Here is a 21,939-nt window from a genome sequence, read left to right on the forward strand (position 1 = left end):
GCGCTCCGCCGTTTTGCTGACAGAGACAAATATGACTAAGTGGTTAACGACATTACTGTTTGCTAGCAGTTTACTGATGCCGATGGCAAGCCAAGCACAGCAACGCGAGCAGCGTGCTGAATTAGTGATTGTGCAACCGTTACAGTTCGAGCGTGCGCAACAAGTGGTGGAAGCGGTAGGAACAGCTCAAGCAATGCGTTCAGTCGCACTGTACCCGAATGTCGCTGACCGCGTGACTGGGGTACATTTTACCCCGGGCGAGCATGTCGATGCAGGAGAGCTGTTACTTGAGCTCGATGCGCGGCATCAACGAATTGCCGTACAACAGGCTCAAATTACTCTGCGAGATGCTGAACGTAAGGTAACTCGTCTGCGTAAGAGTGAGCAAGGTGGTGCTGTTCCGCAATCAGAATTAGATGATGCGATAACTGCGCGAGATCTTGCCGCAATAGCGTTAGACCAAGCCCGAGTTGAACTGGATGACCGTCGCGTTTATGCGCCGTTCGCCGGTGTTGTCGGACTCACCGACGTGGAGGTGGGTGACCGCATTACCGAGCAGACATTGATTACCACTATCGACGATCGCTCTCAATTATTGATCGAATTCACTGCACCAGAATCGGCTTTACCCTTGCTGCAACAGGGGGCGGAACTGCGTTTTAGCCCATGGGCGTTCGCCGACCGCCAAGTAACGGCAACAGCCGTGGAACTGGATTCAAGAATTGATCCGCAAACGCGAATGATCCGCGCACGAGCCAAAATTCCCAACCCAAACGACGAATTTCTGCCAGGCATGAGTTTTCGCGCGACGTTAAGTTTAGCCGGTGAGTGCTTTGCCGTTATTCCTGAAGCAGCATTGCTATGGGGCGCCAATAGTCCCTATGTGTGGCTGGCTAAGCAGCAGACAGCACAGCGCATTGAAGTCCAGATTGAACAACGTTTAGCTGGACGTGTTTTAGTCAGTGGTGAGTTGCACCAAGGCGACATTCTTATTACCGAGGGTGTACAAAGCTTGCGCGACGGACAAGCGATACGCTACCAGCATGCACAGCTCGACGAACCGGTTGCTGAACAAGAAGTGCCTGCTGCTGTTGGCGCCAGCGGAGAATAACCCATGGCAAACCATTCAGCGCAACCATATAGTAAACATGACGCTAAAGCACAGTCAGAACTAGTCAACGATTTACCTTCTGCGTCTATTCGTCGTCCAGTGCTGATAGTGGTGCTAAATATCCTTATCGTAATCGCCGGGATAGCGGCACTTATGGGGGTGGAAGTCCGCGAGTTACCTGATGTTGACCGCCCAGTGTTGACAGTGCGGGCATTTCTACCAGGCGCCGCACCAGAAACCGTTGATGCGGAGTTAACCAGCGTACTTGAAGGCGCCGCAGCGCGGGTGTCGGGGGTGAAATCTATTCGTTCGCAGTCGGAAGAAAATAATGCCCGCATCGTGGTGGAATTCAATCCTGGTGTCGATTTAGATGTGGTAGCCAGTGAAACTCGCGAAGCCGTTAGCCAAGTACAAAACCGACTGCCGGAGGACGTTGAGCAAGTGACCGTGGTTAAAGCGGATGACGATGCCCGTGCAGTGCTCGACATTGCGGTCTCTAGCGATAGCCTTAGCCTTGAACAATTGACTCGGCGCTTAGAAACCGATTTAGCCCCAGAGTTTTTAGCCATTGAAGGGGTGGCCGACGTACAGCTTAATGGCGATCGGGAGCGAGTGTTACGCGTTGCTTTAGATCCCCTCAAGCTTTCCAGTTATGGTTTGTCGGTAACGGATGTCGCTAATGCCTTGCGGCAAGCTCCTTTTGATGTGCCAGCGGGCAGCTTTCGCTCAACTGATCAACGCCTGATTGTTCGTGCTGATGCAACGTCGGTGACCGCTCAGCAAGTAGAAGACATTTACATTAACGATACCACGCGCATTGGCGATGTGGCGCAAGCCTATTTTTCGCCGGCCGACGCAGAAAGTTTCGTGCGCTTGGATGGCAAGCCAGTGGTCGGCTTAGGAATTATTCGTCAGGCTGGCTCTAACACCATTGAGATATCCGACAAAGCACTAAAAATGGTTGAGCGGCTGCGTAAGCGTTTTCCTGATATGAGCATGACGGTCACCAACGACGATGCCGAATTTATTCGCAAATCTGTGACCGAAGTGGTGATCACGCTGGGTATTACCATCGCCTTAGTGGTCGCAACCCTGTGGGTATTTATCGGCTCGCTACGAGCAACCATTGTGCCGGCGTTCTCCATTCCGGTTGCCTTGTTCGGTGCAGTGGCCGCCATTTGGTTGCTAGGCTTTTCGGTGAATATTCTGACCTTGTTAGCGTTGGTGCTGGCAACCGGCTTGATTGTTGACGATGCCATTGTTGTGGCAGAAAACATTCAGCGTCGCCGTGCAGAAGGTTTGGGCCCTCGAGCCGCTGCGGTACTGGGAACCCGAGAGGTATTCTTTGCGGTTATCGCGACAACCGCGGTATTAGCGGCGGTGTTTCTCCCCATTGCCTTTTTACCCTCTACTGCAGGCCGTTTGTTCCGTGAATTTGGCGGTGTGCTGGCGGCAGCGGTATTGATATCGTCATTCGTGGCGTTGTCGTTGGTGCCGGCTTTTACTGCACGCTTGCCAAAAGATGCCGGTAAAAAGAACATCTTTGCTGGCGCGGGATTGCGTGCTCGCGAGTTTTATCATCGCAGCTTAAAACTGGCATTACGATGGCCATGGACTGTGTTCTTGGCTTCATTGTTGGCTGCGGGAGGCGGCGCTTGGCTGTATAACTCGGTAGATAATGAGCTGTTACCCAGCGAAGACCGTGGTGTTATACGAGTGTTTGCCAGTGGTCCCGACGGCGTTGGCCTGAACTTTATGGACCGCCAAGCACGGCAATTAGAGGGAATTCTGAAGCCGTATCTAAAGCAGGGTGAAATTGAATCGCTGTACACTGTCGTCGGTCAGTGGGACGTGAATAGGGTCTTGATCACCGCTCCGCTAGTGGATTGGGAGCAACGCCAGCGCTCGCAGCAGCAGATCAGTGCGGAGTTACGCGGCCCCGTTTCTGCGGTGCCTGGAGCTCCAGGGCGCGTATTCAGTTCTAACAGTTTGAATTTACGCGGCCAAGGCGGTGGCCTTGAGCTGGCGATCACCGGTGAAAAATACCAACAGATTTATCAAGTCGCACAGCAATTCGCTGCAGCGGTTGAACAACGCTTTCCCGCGCTGAAGAATCCTCAGATCTCGTTTCAGCCAACCCAGCCCCAGCTAAGGGTTAAAATTGATCGTTCGCGTGCGGCGGAGCTAGGCGTTGACCTTAACGAAGTGTCTGCGACACTGCGCGCCGCAATCAGTGGCGATGATATCGCTGACTTGAATGTCGGCGACCAAGCCATTCCGTTAATCTTGCAAACCCGCATGAATGCCATTAAAGCACCCTCTGATTTACAGAACCTCTACGTCAAAGGACGTGCGGGGCAACTAGTGCCGCTGTCGAGTATCGCCGAGATTGTTGAAGAGGGCGTTTCAGCAGAATTAGAGCGGCATGCCCAGCGGCGCGCTATCGAAATTAGCATGGACTTGCCAGAAAGCTATCCGATGGAACAAGCAGTGGATGAGTTGCGCAATTTAGCGCAAGAAATGCTTCCAGACGGCAATGGTTTGGTGTTTTTAGGCGAGGCTGCAACCTACGAAGATACCCAAAACGAAGTAGCGTTGACCTATTTACTGGCATTTATTGTGGTTTTCTTAGTACTGGCTGCACAGTTTGAGAGCGTTAACAGCGCAACGGTGGTTATGGCGACCGTCCCGTTCGGCATTGCAGCCGCCATTTATGCGCTGTTTTTAACCGATACCTCGCTGAACATTTATTCGCAGATTGGCTTGGTGATGTTGATTGGTTTGCTGGCAAAGAATGCGGTGCTATTGGTCGAATTTGCCGACCAATTGCGCGATCGAGGGCAGAGTGTTGCCGATGCAGTAGAAAATGCCGCTATCATCCGCTTGCGGCCGATTATGATGACCTTGGTATCGACGGTTCTTGGTGGTTTACCGCTGATTTTATCCAACGGCGCGGGTGCAGAGGCGCGAAACGCCATTGGTTGGGTAGTATTTGGCGGACTTGGGTTAGCCACGGTGTTCACGCTTTATTTAACGCCGATCATTTACGTCGCGTTGGCGCGTTTTACTAAGCCGCGTGCAGATGAAAGTGAACGCTTACATCAAGAATTATTGGCTGCTGAGCAAGCGGATTAATCCGCTTGCTTGAACCATTCATCCCGCAATTTTTCTAAGGTGCCATCGGCTTCCAATGTCGCTAACGCTTGGTTGATACCTTGCAAGCGCTGCTGGTTACCCCGTCTAACCGCAAACGCGACCTCGGTCTTATCGTGGGGGCGCCACAACACGCGAACCTTGCCATGCTGCTGTTGAGCCAAATATTTGCCCACCTGCAGTGGCATGATCACCGCCTCGACCTCGCCTGCCAGTAAGCGAGACATGGCCTCTTGCTTACTCGCGGTGTGCATCACTCGCATACTGCTGTATATACCCAAGGCTTTTAACTGGTTCTCTAGCTCTGATTGGCGATCGCCGGTGATTTTTTTGCCAGTGAGGTCGGCAACCGTCTCGGCAGCGCTGGCCTCGTCACGCACAAAAATCACGGTTTCGCGAGCATAATAAGGTTGGCTAAAAGCGAAATAGGGCAGGCGCTCTTGGGTGATCTCCATTCCCGCAGCGATATCAATTTCCCCAAACCGCAACAACCCGACAACATCGTCCCAGTCGTATTGCTGAAGATCTAGCGGTTCGTTCATGCGGTCAAAAACGGCGCGCGCGACGGCAACATCGAAGCCAGTGATTTCACCGGCGATATCGAACTGGTAAGGTGGGTAGCCAGTGGCTACCCCCACTTCATCAGCGGCAAAGCTTGGGGGAGACAATAATATTGTCAGTAATCCGATTGCGCCGATAGCCTTCACTCGCCGGTAACCTCTAATTTCGTTTTGATGTAATCACTATGACGTAAATATAGCAGGTCGGCGATTTGCCGCATCATTGCTTCTTCGTATGGGTCTAACTTGCCATCGGCATACGCCGTTTGCCAGAGTTGTTTGATTAACTGCACGCGGTCAGGGTAAGAAAGGGCTTTTAGTGGTGCGGTTACTTCCTGTAACGAACTGGCTCCTTCACCATAGTCTGAGGCTTTTTCAAAGGCTGCAGTGGCTTGTTGTTCGGAAAGTCCCGATTCTTTTACCAATTGTGTAATGATCCAGCGAGTTTCCGTTCCGTCGCGTTGATTATCGGCACGACTCATTTCGCTCATCAACACCAGCCCTTGAACCTGTGCTTCGCTGAGCCCGTCAATTTGTGGTAGTGGTGATAATGATGCTTGATTATCCTTAGCTTTATTCAGCAATGACTGTAAAGCGGCAAACATGCTAACTCCTCTAGTTAAGAGACTTCGAGATTCGGCAGTTGGATCGTGAATTCACTGCCTTCGCCGGGTACCGAGCGCAAACTAATTTGGCCTTTAAGCTTTTGCGTGACCAAGTTGTATACAATACTCAGACCTAAGCCTGATCCGCCTTGATTTCGGGAAGTGGTATAAAATGGATTGAACGCTTGTTTTTGCACGTCTTGTTCCATACCGCGGCCGTTATCGGCAAATACCAGTTGTAGGCCATTCTCTGTCGCACTGACGTTGATACTGATCTGATTCTGCTCGTTGGCTTCATTAAATGCGTGCTCATTCGTATTGCTGACCAAATTAGTGATGATCTGCGCGATCGCTCCTTGAAAGGTTTTAATCTGCAATTGTGCGTCGCCATGGATAGTGATGTCGACCAACTTCTTTTTCACCAAAGGCTTCAGTGAAACAACCAAGGAGCGTAAATAATCGACCATTTCTACGTCGACCAGTTCAAAACTGGATTGATCCACCGCGGTGCGTTTGAAGTTTTGGATCAGCTTTGCGGCGCGGTGGAGGTTACTTTCCATTAAGTCGTAAGCCTCTTCGGCTTCCTCGATGAAGCTAAGCAACAGGCGCTTCGACAACTTGCCATCGTTAAATTGTTGATGCAGCTGTTTGATCCGCTGCTTACACAGGGAGGTTGCAGTGACTGCCACCCCAAGCGGCGTATTCACTTCATGTGCGACACCGGCCACGAGTTTCCCCAGTGCTGCCATTTTTTCGGTTTCAACTAACCGCTGCTGTGCCATGCGGAAGTTATCCAGCGCTTGTTCTAGCGATGCTGTTCGGGCTTTCACACGATTTTCTAATTCGGCATTTTGAGCAACTAATTGGCGCTCGTAAATTTCTCGCTGATAGGCACTCAACGCGCGACCATAAATGTCGGCCAACATACCAACAAAAGCGACCTCATCTTCGTGCCACCGCCGGCCTTTTTCGCGACCTTCGCAACAAAGTACGCCAATCATCTCACCGCGGTGACGTAAGGGTATATTCAACATGCTAAAAATGCCGTAAGCCGGTAAGTATTCGGCAGCAAACTCTAACGTCGCGGTATTGTCGTAGGCATCGTTAGCGATAATGGTGCGTTCTTTTCGCAGAGCCGCAAAATAGCTGGGAAAATCGGCAGCATGTATTGCCGTGTCGGTTTCAGTGATATCGCCATTATCGCAGAGAATGGCGCAGTGGAGTGCGTCTTTATTGTCGTTTAATAACCAAATGCCGGCGCGGGTTATGTGTAACCCCTGTACCGCGGATTGGATAATCAGTTGCTGAGCAGCATCTAAATCACCGCGGTCTATTTTGTCGGATCTTGAAACCTCTAACAGAATGTCTTCCAGTTCTGCGCGCATGGCAATCCTCGCCGATACTTTTCTCCATCCTATGCAAAGCGTCGAAGAAAAACAAATTTAGGCTTTTTCAGCCACTTCTGTCACTCGTTGTCGGAACCAACGATGGCCAGCATCGTGTTGCAATAATGGGCTCCAGATCATGGTCAAGGCGAGCGCTGGGATGTTAAATGGCGGTTGCTTAATCACCAACCCCGGGTCGTCGGCGTAGAGTTGTGCAGCACGGGTTGGCAGGGTCGCGACCAAGCCTTGGCGCGCTAGATACATCGCTACGTGATAATTGCGGGTAAACACTTTGATGTTACGACGCAAATCCTGTTCCGCCAGCGCCTCATCGACCCAGCCCAGCTTTTGCACATCGTGCGGATTCATGCCCACGCCGACGCCAAAGCCGGTTTTACTCACCCAAACATGCTCGGCTTCGAGGTAGTGCGGCAGATCATAGTGCGTGAGTAATGGATGGTCGTTACGGATCAGCACCGAAAAATCATCGTCCCAAAGCGATTTTTGGTGAAACGACTGGGGAAGCTTTTCAAAACGATTAATGGCGAGGTCAACTTTACCATTTTCGACATCGTGAAAACTGATGTCACTGGGTGTCATAATGTCTAGTGAAATACTTGGTGCCTCCTCTGCCAGCGCCTCAAGCAGCATTGGAATCAGCGTTGAAGCTGCGTAATCAGAGGCCATGATGCGAAACACTCGATCGCTGGTTTGGGCTTCGAATTCTCGCGACGGCTGGATCATTTCTTCTACCGAATAGAGCACTTCGCGGAGTGGCTGCATCATTGCTAGCGCCCGTTCGGTGGGAACCATACCCTCACTGGTGCGAACAAGCAGCGGGTCGTTCAGGAGTTGCCGAAGCCGTTTGAGTCCGTTACTCATTGCTGGCTGGGTGATGTTAAGTTGCGCTGCGGCCTTGGTGACATTGCACTCGCGTAACAACACATCTAAATAGATCAGTAAGTTGAGATCGATCGACTGCAGGTTGTTCATAAAAATAATCCCAGCATATAGATAATGCTGGGATTATAAAGCTGATGAATAAACTACACCAGTCTAGTGTTTACACATTACGGGTCGCGATAGCTGGCGAAATCCGTGACGCTTTAGCCGCTGGACCATAGACCGCAAGTTGGCCGACCAGCCATAGCACCACCATGGCGACCGGTAAGTAAATCCAACCAATACGCGGTAGGTCGAAGGCATCCACCAGCCAGATATTCAGGCCGATACTGCCGATGATACCGAGTAACAGCCCCGCGCTGGTGATGACGAAGTTCTCCAGTAAGAAGTACTTGAGGATATCACCGCGTGAAGCCCCTAGCGCTCTACGAGTACCAATTTGGCGACGGCGCCGGTTAATGGTGAAGGTGACTAATCCGACAATGCCCAGTGCGGTAACAATCAGTAAGATACTAATAATCACCCACAAAATCGTCTGCATCGCATTGGCGTCTCGGTAGCTTTGTTCGCGCACATCAGAGATGGTTTCGATAGGGAACAGCATGCGCCCAACATCGCGCGACTCTAGGTAGCTTTTAACGGCTTCGAGGACTTCATCACGACGGCCTGGCTCAGTCCGCACTAAGTAACGGCTGAATTTATACATCGTCCGAATGGGCGTGATCATGGTGCGCTCGACATTATCCCAGCCCACCCAAGGTGCTTGCAGTTGGTCAATAATACCGGCAATAGTGATAGGCTCATTACGATTGATATAAACGGTTTTATTAACCACTTGCTGCGGGCTCAAGTCCGGAAATAGCGCTTCCGCCATAGCTTTCGAGATGATCGCTCGCTGCGGCCATTCGCGCGTATTACCGTCACGGAATTCTACTTCAGTCGGATCGAAGTTTTCACCCGCAATTAGCTTTACCCCGTAGGTATTCAGGGCGTGATCGTCTGCCATGTAAATAGCGACACCTAAGCCTTCTTTATCTGCTCCCGGTTCAACTTGCAGGCCCATAGAGGTGCCGCCGTTAGACATAGGTACAGAGTTTGTTTGAATGGCATCAACAACGCCCGGCATGTTGCGAATATGGTCGAGGTCGGTTTGCACCACGTACTTCTCGTTGAAGTCATCACGATATCCATACTGTGCCACCACGAATTGGTTCGCTTCATCAAGGCCTGAGCTACGAGCCATCAACTCGCTGCGGTTAATGATCATATGGATCGCATTCACCATAATGGTCATGGTAATGGCGATTTGCAGAGCAATCAGCATTGCCCCGGTTTTGTTGCGCAACAAGGCGCGAATAATTGGACCAAAATCTTTCATTATGCGTGTCCTTGCCTTATTGCGTTTTCAATTGCCCAGCAGGCGGAATACGGCAGGCGCGCCAGGTCGGATAAAGACCAGCTAACATGCTGCTAACCACCGCTAATGCGATACCGATAAGCACTAACTTCATGTCTAATGTTGCTAAGTCCGGCTTTAGGTTGTCGCCGTAAAGGTGACGCACCCCAGCAAGACCCGCCCAAGCCAACAACAAGCCAAAAATACCGCCGGCAAAACCAATCAAGCCGGTTTCGACCAGGTGCTGCCAGTAGAGCTGAGTTCGAGAGGCGCCAACCGCACGGCGTAATGCAATTTCGCCAGCCTTACCGACAAATTTGGTAAGTAATAAGCCGATTGTATTGAGTAGGCATACCAATAAGAACATGAATGACATGTACATCATCATTTTCGCGTCATCAGCGACAACGCCTTGCTTCTTCATCCACTCCATGACGTCTGATAGACGGTTGTTGAGTGGGCGCGGGAAGCGGCCGAGTTTCTTCTGTTCCATCACGTAACTGTTCAAGAAACTCATGTAGTTGTCTTTGGCATTGTTATCTGGCAACTCCGCCCAGAACTGGTAATTCACACACTCAGATTGCAGAAAGGCTTTAAAGCCGTCGCCCTCGGGAGTCTTCCAACAGTTGGTGTTACCAGAGTTAGGCAATTCCAAATCCCGTTTCAGAATAAAAGGTACATACACGTCTTCTTGTTCACCAAACGCGCCGTTGGTGACATCGTAGAAATGTGGCGTTGGTTCCCAGGTGTCCATAACACCAACAATACGATATTGCTCGCCCTGCATTCGGAGAGACTGTCCCACTGAGTTTTCACCGTTAAACAGCTTTTCGTTTAACGCTTTAGTAATAACAACCACTAAGTCGCCGTTATCATCAGCAGCTTGGTTCCAACCCTGGCCATACAGAAATGGCACGCTAAACATGGGGAAGAAGTCTTTACTGGTTAGCCGACCGCGAGCGTGGAACGGCTTCACTTCTTGGTTGTCGGGCTCAACAATAAAATTGGTTTTAGCCATGGCAACCTGGCGCTCAGCTTTGTTAGCGTGAAGCAAATTCAGCGCATCACGGAAAGTGACTTGATCGGGTGGCTCATTGGGTTCATCGAAAGGGTCGTTCGGATCCCAGTTATCCAATTGTACATAGTAGAGTTGGTCACTTTTGCTCGGAATTGGGTTATTCGACATCATATAGTTGACCGTTAGGGTGGTCATTGATGCGCCTATACCGAGTGCTATAGCCGTTACCATCAGTGCTGATAAAATTGGATTGCGTTTAATGCTCAGCCACGCGAGCTTTAGATAATACCCCAGCATACCACCTCCTTATGCGCGCAACTGTGAAACCACTTTCGGCTCACGTTCGTTTTCTGTGACCTGGCCGTCACGCACAGTGATGTGACGTTGGGCTCGGGCAGCGAGGTTAGGGTCGTGGGTGACCATTACGATGGTGGTGCCGTTAGCGTTAATCGACTCCAATAACTCCATCACGCTCTCGGCCATTTGGCTATCGAGGTTACCGGTGGGTTCATCCGCTAATAAGAACCGCGGTTGCCCAGCCAGTGCGCGCGCAATAGCAACCCGTTGTTGTTGTCCACCGGACAACTGCGCGGGGATGTGTTTCATGCGGTTAGCGAGGCCGACCACGTCTAAGCTTTCTTCTATACGGCGCTTCCGTTCTGCTTTACTGAGGTTACGGTAACGCAATGGGACATCAACGTTGTCGTACAGGTTTAGGTCGGGAATCAGGTTAAAGCTCTGAAATATAAAGCCGATTTTTTCGTTACGTAGGCGCGACAAGGTATTGTCTTTCAAGCCTTTAACCGACTCACCGTCTAAGGTGTACTCGCCACCGTCGAAGGTTTCCAGTAAACCCGCGATATTGAGGAAGGTGGTTTTGCCTGAACCTGATGGTCCGGTGACCGCGACAAAGTCGCCTTCGTTCACTTGTAGGCTGAAGTCTTTCAACGCGTGAGTTTCCACCGTATCGGTGCGGAAGACTTTGCTGATGTGCTGCATGCTTAACATTGTGAGGTTCCTTATTCTTGTTAGCGATTGATCTTCACGGTGGTTGCACCGTTGAATCGTTCGGTATTAGAGACAATGATTTGATCGCCGGCTTTTACACCGTCGAGGATTTCGACGCTATTCAAACTGCTGGCGCCGGTGACAATTGGGGTTTTGGTGGCAACATCGCCGTTAACCAAGTAGGCCACGCGACCTCCTTCGGTTTGTAGGAAAGGTCCGCGTTGCACGGTGAGCACGTTTTCTTTGTGCTCTAGCAGCACGCGTGTAGTCAGGCGTTGATTTTGGCGCAATCCGGCTGGCATAGAGTCCGCAAAGCGCACGGTACCTATGACTTCGTTATCACGAATTTCGGGTGAGATAGCCACCAACTTGGCGGGGTGTTTTTGACCGTTGTAATCAATTTCCGCGTCCATACCAATGGCAAGGTCGTCGGCGTAGCTTTCAGGAATACCGATTTCGATTTCAAACGCAGTGAGATCGACCACACTCAGTATCGCCTGGTTTTTCGCCACTTGGTTTTTCTGATCAAGTTCACGGTTACCGACGATACCATCAACGGGCGAGCGGATTTCTAAACCATCGACTTGGCGTTGTAGTTCACGTACCAACAATTGTTGGCGGTTGACTTCTAACTGTAATGCGCGCAGGTCGAAGTCTAAACTTTCAGCGTTTAACTTGGCGTCTTCGACCGCGTGTTTATACACCACTTTGGCATTTTCTAAATCGTCTTGCGCTTTTTCATAATCGATTTGACTGATTGCTCGGCTTTTCCAGGCTTCGTCAGCGCGGCGTTTTTCTCTATTGGCAGCAGTCAGAGTAACTTGTGCTAGGTCCACTTGCTTCTGGTTTTCCAGTGCCTCTTTTTTGGTTTGGATACGTTGCCGATCCAAATTCATTTTCAAGCTGTCGAGGGTAGCTTTCTCTTGTTGCAGTTGGTTAGCCAGTTCTGGGCTATCGATTTTCGCCAATAACTGACCTTTCTTAACCTCATCACCCGCATCTACCTGATAGGTTACAATCCCCTCTGCAGGGGCATACAAAGTGGGGCTTACCGCGGCAACCACGCGACCTTGAATAGAAACGTCGCGGATAAAGTCGTCACGGGTTACGGTGGCAATGCGAATGTCCTCGCTGCCAACTGAAGCTTCGGCTTGCGACCAAGAACTGATCATTGGAATGGTGACAATGAGTAACACCACAATAGCGGCACCAAGCCCGACAAGCTTGAGGTTTAGCTTACGTTTGCTGGGTTGGCGAACCACATCCTGACCACTGGTATCAGCAATCTTTTTCATAATACTCCCTTAACGTTTTACTTCTGCTGTTAAGTGAGTCGATGCAAGTGGCTAAAAGGTTGGAAAAATTTATTGGGGAGGTGTAACGAAGTATGTCAAAAAAAAGGCGCGTTCATCGACGCGCCTTGTAGGGATTTAGAATTCCCATTCCAACTGCCAACGTACAATAGTGTCGTCAGTGGTATCGTTGAGGCCGGCCAACACGCCCAGTTCCCAACCAATTTTGGAATCTTTTAAGCGCTTTTCGCCAAAAATAACCGGGCCAAACGCTTGGGTATGTTCGTCGACATAGTACTCGACACCAGGCTCAAACTCAGGATTCATCCGATATTTCAATTGGAATGAACCCAATGTTTCAACTTCGCTTTCGGTTTTGTCGCCACCCAGTTGCTTTTCGAACAACACGTTGGCAGTGGCAACAAAACGGCCAAAGGATTTTTGTACAATCGGTCCGGCTTTTACTTCCCACAGATCTGCGTCGAATTTTTTCTCTAATTCGACCAACATACCAAAGTCAGCCCAATATTCACCTTGCTCGCTGAGCTGAAATTTACTTTCGATTTCAGCCTCTTCGACTTCGAAGTCACCGTCTTCCTTTTCGCCGATAAGGTAACCTTCAATAAACCAATTGTCGGTCACGCCATAGCCGCCACCAAATTTGATTTCGCTGCTATCACCTTCAAGGCCGTGAATACCACGTAACTCCAGTTCTACCTCTCCCAGTTCCACGTTGGGATTGTAGACTTTATCGACGCCAGCATTAGCGACGGCAGGAAGCAAGGCCGCGGTAGCCACAGAGGCGAGTAACGTTTTTTTCATAATATCTCCGTTTATTAAGCGGTTAGTTCTTTTGAGTTAGGTGTGTTTGAGCGTTTAACCCAAACCATAAGACTGGCGATGGTTATCAGTACCAACAGGTATGCAACAAGTGCAGCCGGTGTTGGGCGTGCTTGATAGCCAATTAAAATATGTAAAATTTGACCGAACCATGACTGCTCTGAGAGCCAATCGCTGGTATTCCATAACGGTGCTTGGCTAGGCACGATGCCTGCTTGCGCAAGGTAACCAGTGGCGGAAGCGGCAAGGCCTGCTGCAAGTAATAAAATGACCCAACTGGTGACGCTAAATAGCCACTTGGTGGGAATGGCGATAAGTCCCCGGTAGAGCAGAAGACTGACAATAATACCTGCCGCTAAACCCAACAATCCACCCCAGAGCATATCCAGTGCTGCAGAGCCTGCTGCAGCGATGCCATACAGGAACAATGCCACTTCAGAGCCTTCGCGCAGAACTGCCATAGCGACGGCAATGGTGATGACATAAAGCGGAAGTTCACCGCTGCTCACTTTATTCCCCAAGGCCGATAAACGTGCGCTAAGTTCACGCGCGTGCTTGGCCATCCAGACGTTATGCCAAGCCAGCATCAATACTGCACTGAATAATATGCCGGCGTTAAGCAATTCTTGTCCCATACCAGAAAACGCACTGGAGATACCCGAGGCAAAACTGGCGACAATCACTGCGCCAACTAAACCGGCACCCACACCCAGACTGATGTAGCGGCGGTAACCCAAAATGCCTTTACTGGCAGCGGCGACAATACTAATGATCAACGCCGCTTCGAGGACTTCGCGAAAAACAATGATGGCTGATGCAGACATGCTTACAGACCTTATTTAACGAGGATTTTGCCTTGTGCTGTGGCTTGATTGAACTCCCCGAAGAAGGGATATTCACCAGCACTCAGCGGGCCAATAAAGATAATGGCTTGACTATTGCCGGGGATGATTTTTTCGCGGTTCAATTCGTAGCTTTCAAATTCTTCTGGCGTGACGTCTTGGTTCTTCACCAACAGCTTGACTTTAGTGTCTGCTGGAATGGTGATGGTAGCGGGCGAGAACTTGTGATCTTTAATGATCAGTTCATACACATCATCGCCTGCGAACGCCGAACTTGCGCTTACAGCGAGGGCCGCAAATAGGACGAAACGTACGCGAGAAAATAGGCTAGAGAACATTGTAGAGTTACCTTGTTAATGAGAAGTGTTCGCATTATCAATAAAGCCCTAGCGTTTTTCAAGTCGGATCGTCGAAAAAAGCCGATAAACTACCAAGATTGCGGTTTTACTAGGCCTAATTCGATGGCTTTTAATACCGCCCGGGTTCGATCGCGAGTATGTAATTTGCTGAGGATGGTGGACACTTGGTTTTTTACCGTGCCTTCCGATTTGTGCAGCGCTTCGGCAATTTGGCGGTTGCTGCACCCTGCGGCTACCAGTTGTAGCACCTGTATTTCGCGTGCTGATAAATCGACTGCTGGACTCTGCGCAATGCTATTCGCTGTCGCGCATTGTTGTAACAGGCGTTCGGTTAATCCCGCCTGCACATAGCGTTCACCTTTGGCGACTTGAGTGATGGCGGCAACCAATACTTCTAGCGAAACGTCTTTCAGCAAGTAGCCTAATGCGCCGGCACGCATCGCACTCATTAGCAGTTCATGGTCATCAAAAGTGGTCAGCATCAGTGCTCGAACATCGGCATGGTTTTGGCGCAGTGTCTTTAAGGTGGCGATGCCATCGACTTCAGGCATTTGAATATCGAGTAGCAGCACATCAATATCGCCCGCCTGATAGCGGGCTATCGCTTCTTGGCCATTGCCGACACAGGCACAGACATCAATGCTCGGGTCCAAGCTGAGCAAACTGGATACACCCTCACGAACAAGCGTTTGGTCATCGACAATCATTACCCTAATCATTTTAATCTTGTACCTCGATAGTCAAACGCAGGGCTTGTTGGTATTGATCTAAGCTGAGTTGGCCTTGGTGTTGAGCTAAGCGTTCACGAACCCCGGCAATGCCATTACCGGCATTAATTGGCCAATCGCAACGTCCGTTATCCCAGAGCTGTATCGTTACCTGCTGACCCTCGCGAGCAAGCGTCAGCCAAAATTCGCTGGCATTGGAATGCCGTAAACTATTTGTGAGTGCTTCTTGGCAGATGCGGATGAGGTCTTGGCTGAGTTCGAAATTTTTGAGCGCGACATCGCCCTGCATGTGCACTTTTAGGGTAGGGCTGAATTCCGCCAGCGCCTCGAGCGATTCTCGTAGTGATGCCTTTTGTTCGTCACGAATCTCACTCACCGCCTCGCGAACATCCGCCAGCAGCAGTTTTGCTAGCGCATAGCATTGTTGTAACCGCGGCTTTTGTTGCGCATCGGCTTGACGCTCAGCAATTTGCAGATTAATGCTCAACGCAGTGAGATGGTGACCGAGCAAGTCGTGTAACTGGCGCGCAATATGGACGCGCTCTTGCTGTCTGGAAGCTTGTTTCAGTAGTGCTTGGGTAGCCAATAGTTGTTGATGCGCTTGCTCGGCCTGGGCTCGTGCAGCATTTGCCTGCTGTTGGCTATGCATCGCCATCAGCGCAAACAAATTAAAGGTCCAAAATAATGCCGCTGTTAGCAGCATGTAGGATTGTTGCCAGTGATAAGCAAAAACTAACCACTGCGGTAACGCAATTAAGGTGGCTAGCAGCAGCGCTGGGCGAAAGCGCATAAAGGCGGGCAACTGCGCACACCAAATTACCGCAATAATGGCTAAATAGCTAAACGGCAACACCCAGTAAGCGGTGATAATAAGGAGCGCCTGCAAAGCAATTCCCCAACGCGCTTTGCGTAGCTGCGCAGCGGTAGGATGCTCGAGCAGGGTGAGAGCAATAAAAATCAGCAGAAAGCCGATTAATGCTGTGCCGCCAATAACGCTCTGCTGCAACTGCCACTGCTGCTGATTTAGCAGCGCTAACGCACTCACAGTGACAAACCCCCAAGTCAGCAAGCCGACAAGGCGATCGATGGTTAAATACTTCATAAGCATAGTGTTTTTAGGTTTGATTTAGTATCAACGCAAACCAAGGCGGAGGCAATAGGCCGAAAGTCACGTTTCAGCTCATGACTTTTGGCACTTATTCGAACGCTAGTCGACGGGCATAGTAGCGGTTGTCGATTGGGTTACAGAGAATAAGACCATGCAAACACTACATCACGGATTATTACTACTACACATTTTCCTCGGTAGCTTGGCGTTATGCCTAGTTTGGGTTCCTATCCTAAGCCGCAAGGGTGGGCTCAACCATCGTCGGTTTGGGCGTTATTACTCGCTCGCAATGTTAGCGGTTGGCATAAGTGGGGTTGTTATGTCGAGTCTGGTGTTGGCTTGGCCTACGGTGATCAAGGCGCAGGCCTTTGCTAGCAGTGAGCATCCGGAAGCGCTGTTAGAAATGGTACAGAATATGTGGTCGCTATTACTGTTACTGTCATGGCTAACGGTTAGCGGTGTTATTCATGGTAACTGGGTGTTGAAGTATAAACATCAGCGCCAAAAATTGCGCAGCTGGGGGTGGCTGGTGTTACCTCTGGGTCTAGCGGTAGGCGGTTTGTGGGTATTAAAAATTGCCCTGTTCAGCGGCTCGGTATTACACGTGGTATTCGGAAGTTTAGCCTTGTGGAGCAGCTTTACGATGCTCCGCTATGTCTATCGCAAGGAAGTAACGAACACCGCCTGGTTACTGGAACACATCGCCGCTATGGGGGGATCGGCCGTTGGCGCCTACACCGCGTTCTTCGCTTTCGGTGGACGCCATTTATTGAGCTTCGCTAGTGGCTACCAGTTAGTGTTCTGGATAGTTCCTGGCATTGTTGGCGCGTTGTTGATTCAACGCAGCTCGCGCAAGGTTACAGCTTAAAGCGATTAATTAAGTTGTTCAGATCCACCGCCAAACGCGACAGTTCTGTCGCTGAGGCGTTGGTCTGTTCTGCCCCAGAAGAAGTCGAGTTAGATAAATCTCGAATACTCATTAAGCTGCGGTCTACTTCTTTAGAGACTGATGCTTGCTCTTCGGCGGCGCTAGCAATTGACGCATTGCGATTATTGATGTCGTTTACGGCAGTGACAATTTCTTCCAGCGAACGGCCTTCATCGCTCGCGACATCCAAGGTTTTTATAGCTTTTTCTGCACTGCGCTCAATATTTTCTACCGAGTTATTGCTGGTCTCTTGAACCGATTGAATCAGGTTTTCAATTTCTACCGTTGACTGTTGTGTGCGATGCGCCAATGCTCTTACTTCATCGGCAACAACCGCAAAACCGCGCCCTGATTCACCAGCGCGCGCTGCTTCGATAGCCGCGTTCAATGCTAGCAAATTGGTTTGGTCGGCGATGCCGCGAATCACATCAAGTACGGTGACAATTTCTTTCACTTTGTCGGCAAGTTCACCGACCTGTTCAGACGAGACTGACATATCGCCGGCTAGCTCTTTAATCGCATCCAGTGTTTCGCGAACTTGCGCTAACCCTTGCTGCGCCTTCTCGTCGGCAAATACCGATGACTCCGATGCCGCTTGCGCATCACGAGCAACGTTTTCTATAGCGGTAGTCAGTTCGTTGACCGCGGTCGCGGCTTGTTCAAGTTCGTTAGATTGTTGCTGTATGGTACGAGCCGAGTCGTCGGTGACCGAATTTAGCTCTTCAGATGTAGAAGCCAACTGCTCTGAGGATTTCGCGATGGTTTGCAGGGAATTGCGCAACTCTTCTTGCGTCTTACGCAATTCACGTAATAGTTGCGCCGGTTCGTCTTGGCCTTCGACTTCAAAACTTTGGCTCAAATCACGGTCAGCAATACGGTGTGCAACATCCACCGCTTGGCGGAGTGGGTCAACAATGCTGCGGGTGAGTAACCAAGCAAAGGCAGCCAGTAAGCTCAGGGTGATAACGACGACAACTATTAGCCATAAACCGGCACTTTTACGAATGTCTTCCGCCATCGCTGACGCCTCATTAACCTCTCGCTTCTGGTAATCCACTAAGTCGTCTAGTAGTGTCGAAATTTTGTTTGTGAGAGGAAGTTGCTGATTATCTCGCAGGCTAAGTGCTGCAGAGGTTTGGCCGCTATTAATGAGGTTCAGAAATTGCTTTTGTATGTTCCAGTATTGATTTTGTAACTGCTCGTAGTCGGCAATCAGTTGTTTGGCCTTGGCGCTGTCCGCCAGTTGTTTAAGTTGCTGATGATGCGATTGCATGTTCTGTTTCGCATCTTCTAGCTTGGCGGTGTACTTTTGCCGACCACTGGCACTGTCTGCGGCAGCGATATTGGCGGTGTGTACGCGGACGCGTAAAAACTCTCGGTCGATTCCGTTGATCTGCTCTGTGCTAGGAATTTGTTGTTCAGTAATCTGGGCTAGCTGTTCAGACACACTATTCAGTTGCGCTATAGCAAAAATACCCATTGCTAAAACAATCACGCCAATTAATCCAAAGGCGCCGCTGGCGCGAATCCCCACAGATAGGTTACGAAACATTCGGTGACTCCAACTTATTATTCGACCGATCACTGTTGCAGATGGTGGGTTGAACAGCGAACCAGATTATTATTTGTCTATATCATTAGTGCTATCGGCACAGTGGTCACATTCTTGAGATTTTACCGACTCGGTATTGTTTGTGATTGGTACAAAAATGGCAAGCCCATGCGCTATCTTATCGCTCAGTTGGATCGCGCGTTCTAAGCCCAGAAAAATACTCACGTTGCCTGAGCGTTGGCCAATGCCAGTACCAATACTCACTGAGTTATCGGGCTGGTCTTCGCTACCTTGCAGCACAATCCCGTTGGCACCGAGTTGTGCGGCTTGCTGTCGTAACTGGTTAATCACAAAGCGCTGCTCTGCTTGTTCACCGAAGCGGAAAGAACCATCGCTAGATGCCTTTATTAGGGCAATTTCTTCCGCTTCAGCGGGCTTTTGCCGATAAAACTGGACGGTATCGGGATTAATTGCGGGGTGCTTAGTACCTAACATAACAACTGAAGGCTCGCTGGCGCAGCCCGCTAACAGCGCAGCAAGGACTACGCCAGTAAAATACTGTTGAATTGTCATAGACTGCTCCGAAAATCGCCATTCTGCGTACAAGCTTAAGACAAATAAGTGTTGTGGTATAGTGAGACCACAGATGTAAGCAGAAGGATAAGAATAATGGCGGCGTTCGGAAAAACGTTTATGCCGAAAATGACCTTGGCCAAGTATGAAAATGGTCAATGGCAAGAATTTAACTTAACCTCAGCGGAGCAATTGACGCTGCACCCAGGCGCACACGTATTGCATTATGCCAGTACCTGTTTCGAAGGGTTGAAAGCATTTCGTCACCGAGATGGCAGCGTGCATATTTTTCGCCTCGAGAATAATGTGGCGCGCATGCAACAAAGCGCTCGGTTATTGAATCTGCCGGAAATTAATGCTGAGCAGCTGCGGGCGATGATCATCCGTGTCGTCGAGGAGTATGTTACCGAGGTACCCGAACCGCCGGGCTCAATGTATATTCGGCCAACACTGATAGGCACCGAAGCCGCTATTGGTAAAGCCGCTGCACCGACCGATAGCGCAATGCTGTACGTTTTGCTTTCGCCGGTGGGGGATTACTTTGCGGGTGGAGAGCGGGCGTTACGGTTGTTGGTCGAAGAAGATGGCATGCGCTGTGCCGCGCACATGGGCATGATTAAAAGTGGTGGTAACTACGCGAGCGCAATGCCACATATTTTAGCGGCGAAAGCCGGACACCAAGCAGACCAAGTGTTGTTTGCTCCGAATGGCGATGTGCAGGAAACGGGCGCTGCTAACTTTTTATTGCTTGATGGTGACGAACTGATTACTAAGAATCTGGACTCGACCTTTTTGCATGGTATAACCCGTGATTCGCTATTAACCCTTGCGGCTGATATGGGCTATCGCGTTAGTGAGCGAGAACTCACAGTGTCGGAACTGCTAGAACGCGCTGCTCATGAAGATTGTGAGGCAGCATTGTCGGGTACCGCCGCAGTATTGGCGCCAGTGGGTGAACTGCTTCACAATGGCACATTGCACAAAGTGGGAAGCGGCAACATTGGCACTAAAGTCAAACAGCTTCGACAGGCACTCAATGCTATTCAATGGGGTCAAGCCGCCGATAAATATGGCTGGTTGACGCGTGTTAGTCAGCGCTAACGATACAGTTTCGGCCAGCGCCTTTAGCGCGATAGAGCGCTTGGTCGGCGCGTTGATAGATCTGTAGAAATTCGTCCTTATCGGCGGTTCGGGTCATGCCCACAGAAATGCTGTATTTGATTTCCGTACCGTCGTCTAAGGTCACTGGATTATCATGGACTTGCTGACGGCAGCGCTCCAGTGCTTTATGGGCAACTGCGACATTATCGGAGTCGATCAGCAATACAAACTCTTCACCACCAAGCCGAGCGGCTAAATCGTGCTCACGAATATTCGCTTTTAGTACCTGAGCCAGTTTGCGTAACACTCGGTCGCCAGCCTGGTGGCCGTAGCGGTCGTTGATGGTCTTAAAGTGGTCGGCATCGGCGATAGCGACATAGAACGGGGTGCCTTGTTGTCGTTGCTTTTTTAACCGTTCGTTAATCTGGTAAATGGCGCTGGTACGGTTGCTCAATTCTGTTAATGGATCAAAGTAGGCTAACTGGCGTAATTCATCCAAACGGCGTTTTTCCGCCAGTATGGTCTCAATGGCCGAAGCCACTAAGCTAATTAACTCAATCTCTAGCGCATCAAAAGGTAACTCACGTTGTGCTGCAGAAGAGAAGCTCAAGGTTCCCCAAAGTTCGCCATCAATGGTTAATGGAACGCCTAGATAGGTTTCTAATTCGAACGTCTGGTAACAGGGGTGACCTTTGAAAAAGGCACTTTTCGCTGCTTCGGTCACGGCGATGACCCGTTCCTCTGCTAAGGTAACAGAACAATAAGTATTCCCCAGTGGGAAATGCGTTTCAGGTTCTATTGGCTGACCGATGGCATCAGAGTACTTAACGATATAGTCGTTGCCATCGACTTCCGACACCAGTCCTATCTCGGTTTGCAGGTAGGAATTACCCAGTTCCAATAGCTGGCTGATCACTTTACCTTTGCGCTTTTTCCCCGGTTGATTAATGATTTTATGAACCGTACGCATCAAGTCGGTCGCCGAGATGTACGAGGTAATATCATCGATAATGGCGTAAAAACCTGACACTTTGCCGCTATCAGCATCATGCATTGGCACATAGCGGGTGTTGAGAATGCGTTTGCGACCGTTAGCTAAGGTGATGGTTTGTTCATACTCGACGTGCTCACCATTTAATGCACGCTGGTGCAGGGGTTTTACGTACTCTGCCGACTCGCTATCCAGGATTTCATCTACGCGCTTTCCCAAAATATCCACCGCGGGCTTATCAACAAACATTTCATAGGCATGGTTAACAAATTGGAATCGCCGCTCCTCGTCAATATAAGCGATGATGGTATCGATGGCATTAGCAAGTTGCTGAATATCGCGGTACATGAGCTCTAACTCTTAATGGTTATCGTATTATAGCGCCTTGAGATCACATTACTGGAGTTAGCCGGAAAACCCAAGATAGCGAAGTAATTAACCCTATTGCGTAAACCTAAAACGATTGCTAAATTAAAAGTAAAGCAA

20 protein-coding genes are annotated in these 21,939 nt (G+C 50.0%); 4 read left to right on the forward strand and 16 right to left on the reverse strand.

From position 1 onward, the window contains the following. Window positions 1–31: 31 nt before the first annotated feature. The gene (locus CWI84_RS04420; protein WP_126841364.1) at window positions 32–1,111 is read left to right on the forward strand and encodes an efflux RND transporter periplasmic adaptor subunit; all 1,080 of its coding nucleotides are present in this window, start codon (window positions 32–34) and stop codon (window positions 1,109–1,111) included. A gap of 3 nt (window positions 1,112–1,114) precedes the next feature. Further along, window positions 1,115–4,246: an efflux RND transporter permease subunit gene (locus CWI84_RS04425; RefSeq protein ID WP_126841365.1), complete on the forward strand. Its 3,132-nt coding sequence runs from the start codon at window positions 1,115–1,117 to the stop codon at window positions 4,244–4,246. Here CWI84_RS04425 and CWI84_RS04430 read toward each other — a convergent pair. From CWI84_RS04430 to CWI84_RS04490, 13 genes are all read right to left on the reverse strand, one after another. After that, window positions 4,243–4,971 carry a transporter substrate-binding domain-containing protein gene (locus CWI84_RS04430; RefSeq protein WP_157980996.1) on the reverse strand — a complete coding sequence of 243 codons (729 nt, stop codon included), beginning with the start codon at window positions 4,969–4,971 and terminating at the stop codon, window positions 4,243–4,245. The genes CWI84_RS04425 and CWI84_RS04430 overlap by 4 nt on opposite strands. Further along, complete coding sequence (locus CWI84_RS04435; RefSeq protein ID WP_126841367.1) at window positions 4,968–5,429, reverse strand: tellurite resistance TerB family protein; 462 nt, start codon at window positions 5,427–5,429, stop codon at window positions 4,968–4,970. Before CWI84_RS04435 ends, CWI84_RS04430 begins: the two co-directional genes overlap by 4 nt. Window positions 5,430–5,443: 14 nt before the next feature. Continuing rightward, a complete protein-coding gene (locus tag CWI84_RS04440; RefSeq protein ID WP_126841368.1) occupies window positions 5,444–6,814 on the reverse strand; it encodes a sensor histidine kinase in 1,371 nt (456 codons plus the stop codon). Window positions 6,815–6,871: 57 nt separating this feature from the next. Then, a complete protein-coding gene (locus tag CWI84_RS04445) occupies window positions 6,872–7,807 on the reverse strand; it encodes a LysR family transcriptional regulator (protein ID WP_126841369.1) in 936 nt (311 codons plus the stop codon). A 70-nt stretch (window positions 7,808–7,877) separates the two neighbouring features. After that, window positions 7,878–9,095, reverse strand: a complete 1,218-nt coding sequence (locus CWI84_RS04450; protein WP_126841370.1) for an ABC transporter permease — start codon at window positions 9,093–9,095, stop codon at window positions 7,878–7,880. Between the two features lie 16 nt (window positions 9,096–9,111). Continuing rightward, the gene (locus CWI84_RS04455; RefSeq protein WP_126841371.1) at window positions 9,112–10,428 is read right to left on the reverse strand and encodes an ABC transporter permease; all 1,317 of its coding nucleotides are present in this window, start codon (window positions 10,426–10,428) and stop codon (window positions 9,112–9,114) included. A 9-nt stretch (window positions 10,429–10,437) separates the two neighbouring features. After that, window positions 10,438–11,139: an ABC transporter ATP-binding protein gene (locus tag CWI84_RS04460; RefSeq protein ID WP_126841372.1), complete on the reverse strand. Its 702-nt coding sequence runs from the start codon at window positions 11,137–11,139 to the stop codon at window positions 10,438–10,440. 20 nt (window positions 11,140–11,159) lie between these two features. Continuing rightward, window positions 11,160–12,434, reverse strand: a complete 1,275-nt coding sequence (locus CWI84_RS04465; protein ID WP_126841373.1) for an efflux RND transporter periplasmic adaptor subunit — start codon at window positions 12,432–12,434, stop codon at window positions 11,160–11,162. 135 nt (window positions 12,435–12,569) lie between these two features. Next, a complete protein-coding gene (locus tag CWI84_RS04470; RefSeq protein WP_126841374.1) occupies window positions 12,570–13,253 on the reverse strand; it encodes a hypothetical protein in 684 nt (227 codons plus the stop codon). A 14-nt stretch (window positions 13,254–13,267) separates the two neighbouring features. Continuing rightward, window positions 13,268–14,095, reverse strand: a complete 828-nt coding sequence (locus tag CWI84_RS04475) for an FTR1 family iron permease (protein WP_126841375.1) — start codon at window positions 14,093–14,095, stop codon at window positions 13,268–13,270. An 11-nt stretch (window positions 14,096–14,106) separates the two neighbouring features. Beyond that, window positions 14,107–14,451 (reverse strand): cupredoxin domain-containing protein, encoded by a 345-nt coding sequence (locus tag CWI84_RS04480; protein ID WP_126841376.1) that lies wholly within the window; start codon window positions 14,449–14,451, stop codon window positions 14,107–14,109. An 89-nt stretch (window positions 14,452–14,540) separates the two neighbouring features. Beyond that, the gene (locus tag CWI84_RS04485; RefSeq protein ID WP_126841377.1) at window positions 14,541–15,191 is read right to left on the reverse strand and encodes a response regulator; all 651 of its coding nucleotides are present in this window, start codon (window positions 15,189–15,191) and stop codon (window positions 14,541–14,543) included. 1 nt (window position 15,192) lies between these two features. Further along, complete coding sequence (locus CWI84_RS04490) at window positions 15,193–16,302, reverse strand: sensor histidine kinase (RefSeq protein WP_157980997.1); 1,110 nt, start codon at window positions 16,300–16,302, stop codon at window positions 15,193–15,195. Window positions 16,303–16,459: 157 nt separating this feature from the next. Here CWI84_RS04490 and CWI84_RS04495 point away from each other — a divergent pair, with 157 nt between their 5' ends. Further along, window positions 16,460–17,176, forward strand: a complete 717-nt coding sequence (locus CWI84_RS04495) for a DUF2306 domain-containing protein (RefSeq protein ID WP_126841379.1) — start codon at window positions 16,460–16,462, stop codon at window positions 17,174–17,176. Here CWI84_RS04495 and CWI84_RS04500 read toward each other — a convergent pair. Both CWI84_RS04500 and CWI84_RS04505 read right to left on the reverse strand, forming a co-directional pair. Then, a complete protein-coding gene (locus CWI84_RS04500; protein ID WP_126841380.1) occupies window positions 17,166–18,788 on the reverse strand; it encodes a methyl-accepting chemotaxis protein in 1,623 nt (540 codons plus the stop codon). The two genes, CWI84_RS04495 and CWI84_RS04500, sit on opposite strands and share 11 nt — an antisense overlap. A 69-nt stretch (window positions 18,789–18,857) precedes the next feature. Beyond that, entirely contained in the window at window positions 18,858–19,361 is a 504-nt protein-coding gene (locus CWI84_RS04505) for a hypothetical protein (protein WP_126841381.1), read from the reverse strand. Window positions 19,362–19,457: 96 nt separating this feature from the next. On the opposite strand from CWI84_RS04505, the gene CWI84_RS04510 reads away from it, so the two are divergent. Further along, window positions 19,458–20,462, forward strand: a complete 1,005-nt coding sequence (locus tag CWI84_RS04510) for a branched-chain amino acid aminotransferase (RefSeq protein WP_126841382.1) — start codon at window positions 19,458–19,460, stop codon at window positions 20,460–20,462. On the opposite strand, the gene CWI84_RS04515 is transcribed toward CWI84_RS04510, so the two are convergent. Further along, entirely contained in the window at window positions 20,449–21,801 is a 1,353-nt protein-coding gene (locus CWI84_RS04515) for a diguanylate cyclase (protein ID WP_126841383.1), read from the reverse strand. The genes CWI84_RS04510 and CWI84_RS04515 overlap by 14 nt on opposite strands. Window positions 21,802–21,939: the final 138 nt, after the last annotated feature.

It is taken from the genome of Idiomarina tyrosinivorans, from assembly GCF_003987475.1.
Taxonomy (GTDB): Bacteria; Pseudomonadota; Gammaproteobacteria; order Enterobacterales; family Alteromonadaceae; genus Idiomarina; species Idiomarina tyrosinivorans.

Coding starts and splice junctions, on each gene's coding strand:
- CWI84_RS04420 (WP_126841364.1), top strand. CDS start 32: ATGACTAAGTGGTTAACGACATTACTGTTTGCTAGCAGTTTACTGATG.
- CWI84_RS04425 (WP_126841365.1), top strand. CDS start 1,115: ATGGCAAACCATTCAGCGCAACCATATAGTAAACATGACGCTAAAGCA.
- CWI84_RS04435 (WP_126841367.1), bottom strand. CDS start 5,429: ATGTTTGCCGCTTTACAGTCATTGCTGAATAAAGCTAAGGATAATCAA.
- CWI84_RS04440 (WP_126841368.1), bottom strand. CDS start 6,814: ATGCGCGCAGAACTGGAAGACATTCTGTTAGAGGTTTCAAGATCCGAC.
- CWI84_RS04445 (WP_126841369.1), bottom strand. CDS start 7,807: ATGAACAACCTGCAGTCGATCGATCTCAACTTACTGATCTATTTAGAT.
- CWI84_RS04450 (WP_126841370.1), bottom strand. CDS start 9,095: ATGAAAGATTTTGGTCCAATTATTCGCGCCTTGTTGCGCAACAAAACC.
- CWI84_RS04455 (WP_126841371.1), bottom strand. CDS start 10,428: ATGCTGGGGTATTATCTAAAGCTCGCGTGGCTGAGCATTAAACGCAAT.
- CWI84_RS04460 (WP_126841372.1), bottom strand. CDS start 11,139: ATGTTAAGCATGCAGCACATCAGCAAAGTCTTCCGCACCGATACGGTG.
- CWI84_RS04465 (WP_126841373.1), bottom strand. CDS start 12,434: ATGAAAAAGATTGCTGATACCAGTGGTCAGGATGTGGTTCGCCAACCC.
- CWI84_RS04470 (WP_126841374.1), bottom strand. CDS start 13,253: ATGAAAAAAACGTTACTCGCCTCTGTGGCTACCGCGGCCTTGCTTCCT.
- CWI84_RS04475 (WP_126841375.1), bottom strand. CDS start 14,095: ATGTCTGCATCAGCCATCATTGTTTTTCGCGAAGTCCTCGAAGCGGCG.
- CWI84_RS04480 (WP_126841376.1), bottom strand. CDS start 14,451: ATGTTCTCTAGCCTATTTTCTCGCGTACGTTTCGTCCTATTTGCGGCC.
- CWI84_RS04485 (WP_126841377.1), bottom strand. CDS start 15,191: ATGATTAGGGTAATGATTGTCGATGACCAAACGCTTGTTCGTGAGGGT.
- CWI84_RS04490 (WP_157980997.1), bottom strand. CDS start 16,302: ATGAAGTATTTAACCATCGATCGCCTTGTCGGCTTGCTGACTTGGGGG.
- CWI84_RS04495 (WP_126841379.1), top strand. CDS start 16,460: ATGCAAACACTACATCACGGATTATTACTACTACACATTTTCCTCGGT.
- CWI84_RS04500 (WP_126841380.1), bottom strand. CDS start 18,788: ATGTTTCGTAACCTATCTGTGGGGATTCGCGCCAGCGGCGCCTTTGGA.
- CWI84_RS04505 (WP_126841381.1), bottom strand. CDS start 19,361: ATGACAATTCAACAGTATTTTACTGGCGTAGTCCTTGCTGCGCTGTTA.
- CWI84_RS04510 (WP_126841382.1), top strand. CDS start 19,458: ATGGCGGCGTTCGGAAAAACGTTTATGCCGAAAATGACCTTGGCCAAG.
- CWI84_RS04515 (WP_126841383.1), bottom strand. CDS start 21,801: ATGTACCGCGATATTCAGCAACTTGCTAATGCCATCGATACCATCATC.